Below are 10,691 nucleotides of genomic sequence, written 5' to 3'. Positions count from 1 at the left end.
TCGGGGAGTGTCCCCTTTCTAAGGTGTCCGTCAAACCCGGGGTAGCTCAGGTCTTGTTTTGTGCATAACAAGGTTTCCGATTATTCGATAAATTCAGTGACACCCAAGGGTTTAAGACAAGCACTTCATTTCGCACAAAACAAGACCTGACTCCGCCTGCCGCGCCTGGCTGGCCGATGCAATGGCGGATTACGACGTGCTGCTGACCCCCAGCGCCCCGGACGAGGCGCCCGAGGGCCTGTCCTTCACCGGCGACCCCTGTTTCAACATCCTGGCAAGCTGGACCCATGTCCCGGCGGTCACCTGCCGGTCTATACCGGCCCGAAGGGCCTGCCGATCGGCGTGCAGTTCGTCGGACGGCGCGGCGGCGACATGAACCTGCTGGCGATGGCCAAGGCGGCCCTGCCGGCGCTGAGGGAGGGGTGACCGGTTCGCGCGCAACCGCAGGACGGGGCACCTGTGGCAGGGTCGCTTCGGCTGGCTCGTGCCTATTTCATCAGGAAAGGCGCTCCCGGCGTCAGGCCGCTATCGAAGGGATGAGTCTTTTGGCCGTAGCGGGTCAGGATGCGGCGCACGTAGTTGCGTGTTTCCGTATAGTTCGGTACGCCGCCGACGCGCCTGACCGCCCCTTCGCCGGCATTGTAGCCGGCCAGGGCCAGGCGCAGGTCGCCGCGGAAATAGGAGAGCAGCCAGCGCAGGTAGGCCATGCCGCCGCGCAGGTTCTGCTCCGCGTCGCGACTATTCCTGACTCCGAAGCGGCGCGCCGTTGCCGGGATCAGCTGCATCAGGCCGACGGCGCCCCTGGACGAGACTGCGTCCGTGCTGAACGCCGATTCCGTTTCGATTACCGCCAGCACCAGTTTCGGCGCGAGGCCGTAACGCGGCGCCAGTCGATGCACCAAAGCGATAATTTCGTCGGGCGGGCGCACTGCTGCGCCCTTCCCCGGAACGCGGAAGACGGCGGGCTCCGCGCCGAGCCGAGGTTCCGGTGGCCCGGGTAGAAAGGCGATCTGTCCGTCATCGCGCCGGATCACCGTGCCACGGCGCCAGGTTGACGTTCCCGGCAGCGCCTTCACGACCGGCGTGGGCGGCAATGCTGCAAATCCGGCATGCTCTCCGGTCGCCGCCGCCGGCGTTGCGTTACTCAAATACACCAGCGCTCCCACCCCTGACAGCGCAGGGACAACCAGACGTGCAATACCTGTCACCACCGTTGCGGCCTCCCCTTTTTCTGTGAACTGAGATGATTCCCTTTTGGTCTCTTTCCGGCGGGTTTGCCGCCATACCTGATGGAGGTAACGACGCGCAGCGCTTCTTGTTCCAAAATTCGACGAGGCAGGTCCCTGCCCATCAAGACGCCTGCCGTTGTCTCCAAACTTCCGGACGGAACCGGAATAGGCGCGGTCCGTCGATAATGCCTGCGCGGGATTCGGCAGGAAGGGAAGAAAGGGCGGCGCGCTGGTATTGGCCTCGAACTGGCGGCTGTTCGCATCGTCGTTTTCGTTTACTTCGCATCATCGTTTTCGTTTACAAAGAGGGTGTGTCCGTTGTCGCGCCAGGGCGGGATGAAGCGGCGGACCGGTACGGCGGAACAGATCGGCAACGCCGGAGACTTCCGGCCGGCCACGAAAATGACGCTGGAACCGGCGCCGACCTTTTGAAAGACTGCGATCTGTCATGGAATCCGGCGACTTCTTTGGGCTTTCCGCCTATCACATCCTGATGGCCGCCACGGGCGCCGCCATCTTTTCCGCCTATTGGCTGCCGCGCCTGGTGATCCCGCGCGCCGTCTCGTCCCCGGCGCTCCTGATGATCGTGGGGCTGGTCACCTATATCTTCCTGCCGGGGATGGACGCGCTCGATCCCACCGCTTCGCCGCTCCTGTGGGAGATGCTCAGCGAGATCGTGCTGATCGTCGTCCTGTTCGCGACCGGCCTTCGCATCGACAACCTCGGCGACTATCGCCTCTGGTCGCCCACGCTGCGCCTTCTGCTGATCGCGATGCCCCTCACCGTCGCGGCCGTCGGCGGCCTCGCCTGGGGACTGGCCGGGATGACGGTGGCCGGGGCCGTGCTGCTCGGCGCGGTGCTCGCGCCGACCGACCCGGTGCTGGCCGGCGATGTGCAGGTCGGCCCGCCGCAGGAAAGCAACGAACATCCGGTGCGTTTCACCCTCACCGCGGAAGCGGGCCTGAATGACGGGCTCGCCTTTCCCTTCGTCCATCTCGGCCTGCTGATCGCGGCATACGGCGCCGATCCGTCTGTCTGGCTGGCCGAGTGGCTCTGGCGCGATGTTCTCTATCGGATCGCCGTCGGGGCGGGCCTCGGCGCCGCGGTGGGCTGGCTTCTGGGGGTCACGCTTTTCTCGACATGGGGCAGCCGCGCCATCGGGAAAAGCGGGCCGGGCGTGATCGCCCTGGCGGCGGTGCTGCTTTGCTACGGGATCGTCGAACTGGCCGAGGGCTACGGCTTCATCGGCGCCTTTACAGCGGGGCTCGCCTGCCGCCGGGTCCAGAAGCAGCATCGCTTTCATCGCCGCCTGTTCGATTTCAGCGAATCCATCGAACACGCCCTGACGGCGATCCTGCTGGTCCTCGTCGGAAGCACGTTGCCGGCGTTGTGGCCGGCGCTCGACTGGCGCCACTCGGTGATCGGATTCAGCCTGCTGCTGGTCATCCGCCCCCTGGTCGGCTGGCTGTCGCTGATGGGAACCGGCCTTGTATCCGGAGACCGCTGGATCGTCGGCTTTTTCGGTGTGCGCGGCGTCGGCTCAATCTACTACATCGCCTATGCGTCGGGCCATGTGGAGCTGATCAACGAACGACCGATCTGGGCGCTTGTCGCCTTCACGATATTCGCCTCGGCGGTGATCCATGGCACGACGGGTTTTCTGCTCGACCGGTTCGTGTCGAAGCAGCAATCATGATCTGATCTACTCGAACAGGTGCCGCTTTTCCGAATCCGGCGCCGGTTCGCTGCTGCTGTCATTGTCGGGGTCGAGTTCGACCGGGGTGCCGAAGGCGAGGTTGTGGGCCAGCTTGTCGAGCCGCCGGCCGATCTTCTCCATCTCGTCCTGCATGCTCACCAGGTTCACCTCGAGGATCATGAGTTTCTCGTGGTTGTCGCCGATGGCGTCGTCCTGGCGGCTGGCGTGTTTCAGGGTCTGGCGGATCTGGCGGCGCACCTCCGCCAGGTCCCGGTGCACCACGTCCAGCACCTCCTGTTTGGCGGCGCGGATCTGGATCCAGAAGTAGACGCCGAGCGCGATCAGCCCGGCCATGTTGACGAGGATAAGGGTATCGCTGAATGCCATCGCCGCGGTTCCGCGTAGGGTCTGTGACGGCGTCAGTATAACACGATTCACGACAACACGATTCAACCGGCGCTGACCGGACCGGATTCCTGCCCCCCGGATGCGCGAAAGGGTGACGGCGGCGCGGCGGTATCGCACAATGCATCCCCGTCCCGCCCGCAAGGAGCCCCGCCATGACCCTGAAGACCGCCGACGCCACGATCCATTTCGCCCATTCCGCCTATCAGCTTTCCGCCCTGTTCGAGAAGCGCAACACGGGGATCCGGCATTTCCAGACCTGGACGCCGGAAGACACGCGGGCGCGGATGGGCGAGGCCGAAATCCTCGTCATCTCCGGCGTCTGGAAGAACGACATGCTGCCCGGCGCGGACCGGCTGCGCTTCATCCAGGTCTGCGGCGCGGGCTACGACCAGTTCGACCAGGAGGCCCTGCGCGCGAAATCCGTGCGGCTGGCCAATGGCAGCGGCGTGAACGTCAACGCGGTCAGCGACCACGCCATGGCCCTCACCCTGGCGCTGACCCGGCAGATCCACACCGGGCGCGACAACCAGCACCGGGCGCACTGGCGCGGCATGATCTCCGACCTGACGAAGCGCGAGGACGAACTGCCCGGCAAGACCATGCTGATCTTCGGCCTGGGCAAGATCGGCGGCAGGCTGGCGCGGCTGGCGAAAGCCTTCGACATGCATGTGATCGGGCTGAAGCGGGATATATCCGCGCCGGTCGAGCATGTGGACGAACTGCACCCGTCCCTGGCGCTGCAGGCGCTGCTGCCGCGCGCCGACGTGGTGGCGCTCACCTGCCCGCTGACCCCGGAAACCCGCAACGTGATCGACGGCGCCGCGCTGGCGGCGATGAAGCCCTCGGCCTGGCTGATCAATGTCGCAAGAGGCGGCTGCGTCGACGAGGCGGCGCTGATCGATGCGATGCAACGCAACGCCATCGCCGGCGCGGGCATCGACGTGACCGCCGCCGAGCCGCTCGCAGCGGATTCCCCGCTCTGGGGACTGGAAAACGTCATGCTCACCCCGCATACGGGCGGCGAGACCCGGCAGTACGAGGACAATGTCATCGACATCCTGCTCGAAAACCTCGACCGCCTGTCGAAGGGCCGGGAACCGCTGCATAATCAGGTGGTCTGAGGCGGCGCGGCCGATCCGGGCCGCTCCTGGTTCCCGGACTGGATAGGCGGGCGAATCTCTGAAATATTGTATTGCGTTTCGCATTGGTCCCGTGAGTGAACGGAATGAACAGCACCGGCCAGGATGACATTGGCACCATTCGACGGATCAAGCGCGCGATCTTCCTGAGGCGCAAATCCCTGGGCCAGACATTGCGCTATTCGCGCGGCCAGCCGGAGGCAAAGCGGATCGTGTATGTCGCGGGGTGCCAGAGATCCGGGACGAATCTCGTTCTGAACATGCTGGAACAGAGCGATCTTACCGACGTCTATCATGAAACCGATTCGCGTTCCTTTGACACTTACGCGCTCCGACCCGAGAGTGTCATAGATGCCCTGATTGCGAAATCGCGCCCGCCATTCTTCGTTATCAAATGCCTTCTGGAATCCGACCGCCTGACGGAGTTTCTTGACCGTTTCGAGGATGCACGCGGGCTTTTCGTATACCGGCACTTCAACGATGTTGTCCGCTCAATCGTGGCAAGCTGGCCAAACGGGCGTAATCGCATCGACCAAATCGTCGCCAACCCCGCCGACGGCAAATGGCGGACGGACGGTATTTCCGAGGGTACACTGGCGCGGGTCCGGGCGCTCTACCGACCGGACCTGAACAATTTTTCGGCGAATGCCCTGTTCTGGTTCATTCGCAATAGCCTGTTCTTTGAAAAGCAATTCGACCGCGACCCGCGCGTGATGCTGTTACGGTTCGACAATCTGGTCGATGAGAATGCGGCAACCGTCAGACGTATCGCCGGCTTCCTCGATCTGCCGGCCACGCCCCGCATGATCGCACTGCCAAACCGGGGCCGGGTGCGCAAAAGGCAGGAACTCGATATCGACCCGGCAATCCGCGAGGCCTGCACCGCATTACTGGATCGACTCGACGCAGAGTGGCAAGCGAAAACAGACCTCACCCTCACCTAGAATCGCGCGGCGTTCGGCACCCGCCGGATATCCGTCACCGTTCCCCGAATCAGTCGCGGTCAGCGTATTCCGGCAGGTCGTCGCGTTTCGTGGACGCCAGTTCCGCCAGTTCGTCCTCGGTCATGCTCTCATACATGTCCTGCGCGGTGCCCCGCAGTTCGGAAACCTTCGCCTCGCCGCGCTTTGCGGACAGCGCCGCGCCGGCGGCCTTCTGCTGCGCTTTCGATTTTGCTGGCATGATTGCTCGTTCTCCCGTCACAAAGAGCGCCCGTCCGGCGCCGCGGTCCGTACGCGGGGCCGGGCGGGCATCCGGTTGGCCGATTTCATACGGTCCAGTACGGCGGCACGCCGTAGTAGTCGTAGATGCGCCGGCCGCCTTCGGGCGACCAGTCGTAATCGTCGTAATTGGTGTAATTCGGCGCGCCCTTCACCTGCTCCTCGGTGACGTCCGCGCGATAGCCGCCCAGTTCCGTGTCATAATGCAGCTTGGCCCATGGCAGTGGATAGCGCTCCTCGCCGATGCCCAGGAAGCCGCCGAAGCTCAATTCCGCGTAGGACACCCGGCCGCCGCGCTTCTCCAGCACCAGCCGCTCGATCTTGCCGATCTCGTCCCCGTCGTTGCTGTAAACCCTGGTGCCCTCAACCTTGTCGCTGGCGATGAGGTCGTGCGTTTCGCGAATGTCTTCATCCAGCATCTCGTTCCTCCATCTCGTTCATTGTTGGCAGATACATGGTTAACGCGGACGCGGCGGCGAAGGTTTCGCGGGGGCGGCGCGAAATGTGGTGTCAAAGAAGTGTCCGTGCGCCGGGACGCCATGCGGCCGTGCCGCCGGTCAACAGGGGCCGGTCACCGCGAGGCGCACCGGCGCCACTCCGTCCTGCTCGAAACCCAGTTCGCGCGCCGCCTGCCGCGAAACATCGACGATCCGGCCCTCGACAAAGGGGCCCCGGTCCGTCACCGTCAGCACGACCGACCGGCCGGTGCCCGCATGCGTCACCCGGATCCTGGTGCCGAACGGCAGGGTGCGGTGGGCGGCGGTCATTCCGTTCATGTCGAAGGCCGCGCCGCTGGCCGTGCGGCGGCCGTGGTGCGTCTCGCCGTACCATGAGGCCGCGCCCTGCTCCACCGGGCGCCGCGCGGCGGCGCAACGCGGTTCCGGCGGCGTTTCGGGGGCGGCCTGTTGTTCGGGCGCTGCGGGAATCCGCTGTTCCACGGGCTCGACCCGCGCGCACCCCGATGCGGCAAGGAGCGCCAGCACGGCGCACCACAAGGCCCGAACGCCTCTCGAAGGAAACCTGTTTCGAACCGGCATGTCGTCGCTATCGCCCCATCCGCCTCGCCGCGCCTGCATCGCCCTGACCGTTGCGCAGCGGCGGCCCGATGGCGGATGAACGCGAATGCGGCGGGGACGGTTCCCCTTAAAAAACAATGCGCTGTAACACGGTTATCTGCCTCAGTCGAAAAAACCATGAATGACAGGCAGCAGCGTGTGCAGCGACGCCTTTACAACAACGACGCCGGTCACGAACGCAAAAACGGATACCGCCAGACCGGCGGCAATCGCGGCGCCGTCCCTTTCAAGCATGCCCAAAGCCAGGAAAATCACCGCGATTGCCGGCGGCATGTTGCTGAACGGCAACGGCAGCATGATGACGCAGGCAAGCCCGAGAATAACGACCCCCGTCACATTCGGCAGGGGCGGTACGGTCAGGGCGGGCCACCGCGGCCGCACGAATTTCTCAACCCGCTCGATCCAGGGAACAACCCTTTCAATCACCTGTATGACTTTCGCGGTGTGAAGCGCCCGCCGCCGGATAAATCCGGGAAGAACCGGCGCCTCAAAGCCCAACAGCAACTGAATTGCCGGTATGATCATCGCCAGCCCGCCGAACAGGGACATCCCGGGCACGATACCAACGCCGGCAAGCAGGATGAACAACCCGCCATACGACCGCCGGCCCAGCTTGTTCACGATCGCGTCGACCGATATCGTTTCGGTGTGGATATCGTGTGAAATGCTTCTGATCAGATCCGATGTCTTCGCGGGCCCCGCATCGTGACAAACATTATCCGGCACAGCCGTTTTATCTCCAAACACCCTGTTTTGAGCTCACGTCACATGGCGACGCGAGTTCGCACTCGTCAAGCGATCTTTATCATGGCGGGGAATGAAAATTACGGGATCCCGGTTACGGCGCAAGCCGCGCCGCCTGTCGCTGCATGCAGACGGCGCGCCCGCCTATTCGTCGTACCAGCGCGGCAGGTCCGGCATGGTCCAGCTCGTCGCCGGCCGGGCATTACCGTCGATCCTGCGCGAATCGTCTTCGGAGGCCCAACGCAGCAGGTCGTGCCCGATCCACAGCATCGACCATTCGTCGCGATTCCATCTGTCTTCGCGGCTGACATGAAAATCATGCGTGTTGGAGGTGAACTTCGCAGATAGACGGATTACAGCGTTGAGGAACCTGAGGTGTTCTTTGTCGCCACGCCGATAGCCGCCATCCAGGCTGCCCCCCCTGAAGCTCGTTTTAGGTCCGGAGTGCGGAAAACCACCGGAAACATATCGAAACCCGAGTCTCGGTGGATTCGTGATCGTGTAGACGCCCTCTCTGTTCGGTCCGCGCCAAACCGGTTTCCAGCGATCAGGCTCGATCCAGCCTCTCACTATGAATCCGTCGGCCAGGGAATCATAATACTCGATTTCCAGTTCGTTCGTGCCACGTTTACGAACGCGCCCTTCACTCGTGTTCATTTTCCAATAATCGTTTCTCAGGAATCGCATTCGTGGAAATTTCTCCACAAGCGCCCGACTGAATGCCCGCTCATCGCGCTCGTTCAATGCGATGAGTCGGAAACGAAAGAGGGTGTCTCCACGTATCATGCAACAATGTTAGAACAAAACGGAAACTTATGCAATAATTAGTCAGTCAGCTAATTGTGCTTCTTGGGGTCAAATCTGTACCAGATTTTATTCTTCGCATTGTATTCACGTAGATCGACGTCGGGTTTGGGTTCGTTAAGTTCCTTTAAGATGGGAATGATAAATTTGCGAAATGCTTTTCGGTCGATTCTTTTCCCGGGCGGTGCCTTTGGCACAGTCACGAGAAGATCGCCGGTTTCACCATTAATCGTTATGCGTACTGCACCGCCGTCTTCGCGTATGGTCGGAGAGCCGTCTGCCCGGGTATCGACAGTGTTGATGTATAATTTTCGACCGGTTTTTTTGCTCTCATACGCGAGATCGGGGTAGGAACCTCCAACCCTGCCGCGGTCCCTCGGTTTCATGTAATTCTGCGGCATCTGGTTGCCCTTGCTATCTTTCGCCCCTGCCCAATGCTTAATGTCCTCCCCCATCTCCAATTCGATGACGGCATCATCGATTTCCTCGCGCAAATCTACCTCGCCCAATTGAGTTTCGGCGCTCCCTCGACGGCTTTCATAGAAATTTCTGACAAACAGATCGGACTGATCGGGGAAAATGGTCACGGTGTCTTCCGGACGTAGCCCCGGCGGGATCGGAGTGACCAGGACGCTGCCCTCTACCTTGTCGGCCGGTGTCTCATATCTCCCGCCGTCCAGACCTTCGGGCGGATCGCTCGGGAAGGGCGGCGTCGGCGGTAGCGGATCGGTCATGACGCGCGGTGACAGCGCATCCCTTGGCGCGCCGTCGCGGGTTTCCGGTAGACCCGGGACCTTGCCTGCAGGTGGCGGCAACAATTGCAACGCGCGATAGGCAGCGATTGCAGGCGGCAAAAATCGTGTAAGGAGGGCAGCTGCCGGAATGGCCAGCGGCGCGACGGCGACGTCCGTTTCCTCTTCCGGGCGGCGTGTACCGGGGCGGTCATCCAGTATTTCCCGGTCCTCGGGCGACAGATCGCTGAATGGGATCGTCGCCCGCCCGCGATCCGGGCGGTTCGCGCGTCTTCCGGCCTGCAGGATGCGGTCGCGCGCGACCGACGTCAGCGGCCGGCCGTCGCGGCCGGTCCAGACGCCGCGGTCGAGACGGCCCATCGGGTCGGGCGTGTATTCGTAACCGGCCTGGCGCAGAAGTGTGTCGCCGGCGTCGAAATCTTCTCCCTCCGGAAGGGAGACGGGGGGTTGGCGCGGGCGCTTCGGGTTCTTTTCGACATCACCGCGATTTGCGGTTTGGGATTCAAGGCGGTTGCGGCGGCGGATTTCGGCCGCCGGTCGGATTCGTTTCGACATGTCAGGCGTTCTCCATAAAAAATACGCCGCGACGGCCGAATCCCGAAGGACGCAGCCGTGCGGCGTTGATGATTTTGGATTTTTCTGAAATTCAGCCCGGCGGCGCCGCTGACGCGCGACAATAGCCCGGCCAATAATCGCCAGAGGCCCATTACGCCGGCTGATTATTGCAATCTAGAGAAAAAATTAGGCATAGTCAAGCAAAATAAGAATTTATTCGTATTTAAGCGATATTGACTAATTACCCTTATTAGTATATAATTCCTGTTTTCTCTTTTTAACGGAGATCGGGAATATGAGCAGGCCGAATGAGCGGCATGAATTGTTCTGCCGGGAATATGTCCGCCGGCCGGTCGGCAGCGCCGCCGCCATCGCGGCGGGGTACGAAGCGGATAATGCGGCGGGGCAGGCCTGCCGGTTGCTGGCGCGGCCGGCTATCCAGGCGCGGATCGCGGCCCGGCAGGTGGCGGATTCCAACGCGGTGCTGGCGCGGCTGCAATCCATCTACGAGCTGGCGCTGGAGCAGAATCAGTTGAACACCGCGCTGCGCGCCGTGGCGATGCAGCTGAAGGTCTCCGAGACAATCCCGGCGTGGCGGAAGGCGGCCCGCCCGGCACCCGCTGCTGCAACACCGGATATCGACGCGATGCTGGCGGCGCTGGAGGCGAGCCTGCCGCCGGAGGTCACGGCGTTCGGCGGAGCCCCGGCCATGCCCGCCGCGCCATCCCCGGCCCGTCCGCCCGCGCCGGATGCCGCCCGCGCGCGGGAAATGCCGCCCGGCATGGCCCCCGGATTGCCAATAAAAGCCAACAAAAGCCGATCATTTGAAACTTTTCCGTCGGTGCGGGACCCGTTGCCCTTCCCGCCGGACACCCTGACCGCGCGCGTCACCCTGCCCGGCGGGTAACGCGGCGAAAGCGCGGCGTGATGTTAACAAATGTTAAGCGATGTTAATCGCCGCAATATTTTTCCGGCGGCGGCGAGTCATCCGGCGCACGCCGCGACGGGCCCGCGCCAGGGCCCCGAACTCAGGTTAACGCTGTTTACGTGTTTCCGTTGGCGTGATTC

At 62.9% G+C, this 10,691-nt stretch carries 13 protein-coding genes; 5 read left to right on the top strand and 8 right to left on the bottom strand.

Annotated elements, in window-relative coordinates; genetic code table 11:
• Positions 1-181 precede the first annotated feature (181 nt).
• Positions 182-376 carry a hypothetical protein gene (locus WD767_03805; protein MEX2615201.1) on the top strand — a complete coding sequence of 65 codons (195 nt, stop codon included), beginning with the start codon at positions 182-184 and terminating at the stop codon, positions 374-376.
• Positions 377-488: 112 nt separating this feature from the next.
• Here WD767_03805 and WD767_03800 read toward each other — a convergent pair whose 3' ends face one another.
• The gene (locus WD767_03800; GenBank protein ID MEX2615200.1) at positions 489-1,148 is read right to left on the bottom strand and encodes a lytic transglycosylase domain-containing protein; all 660 of its coding nucleotides are present in this window, start codon (positions 1,146-1,148) and stop codon (positions 489-491) included.
• A 529-nt stretch (positions 1,149-1,677) separates the two neighbouring features.
• Here WD767_03800 and WD767_03795 point away from each other — a divergent pair.
• Complete coding sequence (locus WD767_03795; protein ID MEX2615199.1) at positions 1,678-2,925, top strand: cation:proton antiporter; 1,248 nt, start codon at positions 1,678-1,680, stop codon at positions 2,923-2,925.
• A gap of 6 nt (positions 2,926-2,931) precedes the next feature.
• Here the strand turns inward: WD767_03795 and WD767_03790 are convergent, their stop codons facing one another.
• Positions 2,932-3,312: a hypothetical protein gene (locus WD767_03790; protein MEX2615198.1), complete on the bottom strand. Its 381-nt coding sequence runs from the start codon at positions 3,310-3,312 to the stop codon at positions 2,932-2,934.
• Positions 3,313-3,485: 173 nt separating this feature from the next.
• Between WD767_03790 and WD767_03785 the strand changes: the two genes are divergently transcribed.
• Positions 3,486-4,454 (top strand): D-2-hydroxyacid dehydrogenase, encoded by a 969-nt coding sequence (locus WD767_03785; protein MEX2615197.1) that lies wholly within the window; start codon positions 3,486-3,488, stop codon positions 4,452-4,454.
• A gap of 104 nt (positions 4,455-4,558) precedes the next feature.
• On the top strand, positions 4,559-5,416 hold the full coding sequence (locus WD767_03780) for a sulfotransferase family protein (GenBank protein MEX2615196.1): 858 nt from the start codon (positions 4,559-4,561) through the stop codon (positions 5,414-5,416).
• A gap of 49 nt (positions 5,417-5,465) precedes the next feature.
• Here WD767_03780 and WD767_03775 read toward each other — a convergent pair whose 3' ends face one another.
• The 6 genes from WD767_03775 to WD767_03750 all read right to left on the bottom strand — a co-directional run bounded on the left by WD767_03775 (position 5,466) and on the right by WD767_03750 (position 9,623).
• Entirely contained in the window at positions 5,466-5,654 is a 189-nt protein-coding gene (locus WD767_03775) for a DUF3008 family protein (GenBank protein ID MEX2615195.1), read from the bottom strand.
• An 85-nt stretch (positions 5,655-5,739) separates the two neighbouring features.
• Positions 5,740-6,111 (bottom strand): PRC-barrel domain-containing protein, encoded by a 372-nt coding sequence (locus WD767_03770; protein MEX2615194.1) that lies wholly within the window; start codon positions 6,109-6,111, stop codon positions 5,740-5,742.
• Positions 6,112-6,249: 138 nt separating this feature from the next.
• Entirely contained in the window at positions 6,250-6,687 is a 438-nt protein-coding gene (locus WD767_03765) for a septal ring lytic transglycosylase RlpA family protein (protein MEX2615193.1), read from the bottom strand.
• Positions 6,688-6,870: 183 nt separating this feature from the next.
• Positions 6,871-7,494: an exopolysaccharide biosynthesis protein gene (locus WD767_03760; GenBank protein ID MEX2615192.1), complete on the bottom strand. Its 624-nt coding sequence runs from the start codon at positions 7,492-7,494 to the stop codon at positions 6,871-6,873.
• 162 nt (positions 7,495-7,656) lie between these two features.
• The gene (locus WD767_03755; GenBank protein MEX2615191.1) at positions 7,657-8,199 is read right to left on the bottom strand and encodes a hypothetical protein; all 543 of its coding nucleotides are present in this window, start codon (positions 8,197-8,199) and stop codon (positions 7,657-7,659) included.
• A gap of 149 nt (positions 8,200-8,348) precedes the next feature.
• Positions 8,349-9,623, bottom strand: coding sequence for a hypothetical protein (locus tag WD767_03750; protein MEX2615190.1), 1,275 nt, complete (start codon positions 9,621-9,623; stop codon positions 8,349-8,351).
• A 295-nt stretch (positions 9,624-9,918) separates the two neighbouring features.
• Between WD767_03750 and WD767_03745 the strand changes: the two genes are divergently transcribed.
• Positions 9,919-10,530, top strand: a complete 612-nt coding sequence (locus WD767_03745) for a terminase small subunit (GenBank protein MEX2615189.1) — start codon at positions 9,919-9,921, stop codon at positions 10,528-10,530.
• Positions 10,531-10,691 lie beyond the last annotated feature (161 nt).

The organism is Alphaproteobacteria bacterium (assembly GCA_040905865.1).
Lineage (GTDB): Bacteria > Pseudomonadota > Alphaproteobacteria > UBA8366.
The sequence above is the reverse complement of the archived record's forward strand: the minus strand, read 5'-3'. Positions and strand labels throughout refer to the sequence as shown.

Bases quoted from the DNA above. Each gene is read 5' to 3' on its own strand.
- WD767_03805 (MEX2615201.1), top strand. From the start codon at position 182: ATGGCGGATTACGACGTGCTGCTGACCCCCAGCGCCCCGGACGAGGCG.
- WD767_03795 (MEX2615199.1), top strand. From the start codon at position 1,678: ATGGAATCCGGCGACTTCTTTGGGCTTTCCGCCTATCACATCCTGATG.
- WD767_03790 (MEX2615198.1), bottom strand. From the start codon at position 3,312: ATGGCATTCAGCGATACCCTTATCCTCGTCAACATGGCCGGGCTGATC.
- WD767_03785 (MEX2615197.1), top strand. From the start codon at position 3,486: ATGACCCTGAAGACCGCCGACGCCACGATCCATTTCGCCCATTCCGCC.
- WD767_03780 (MEX2615196.1), top strand. From the start codon at position 4,559: ATGAACAGCACCGGCCAGGATGACATTGGCACCATTCGACGGATCAAG.
- WD767_03775 (MEX2615195.1), bottom strand. From the start codon at position 5,654: ATGCCAGCAAAATCGAAAGCGCAGCAGAAGGCCGCCGGCGCGGCGCTG.
- WD767_03770 (MEX2615194.1), bottom strand. From the start codon at position 6,111: ATGCTGGATGAAGACATTCGCGAAACGCACGACCTCATCGCCAGCGAC.
- WD767_03755 (MEX2615191.1), bottom strand. From the start codon at position 8,199: ATGCGATTCCTGAGAAACGATTATTGGAAAATGAACACGAGTGAAGGG.
- WD767_03750 (MEX2615190.1), bottom strand. From the start codon at position 9,623: ATGTCGAAACGAATCCGACCGGCGGCCGAAATCCGCCGCCGCAACCGC.
- WD767_03745 (MEX2615189.1), top strand. From the start codon at position 9,919: ATGAGCAGGCCGAATGAGCGGCATGAATTGTTCTGCCGGGAATATGTC.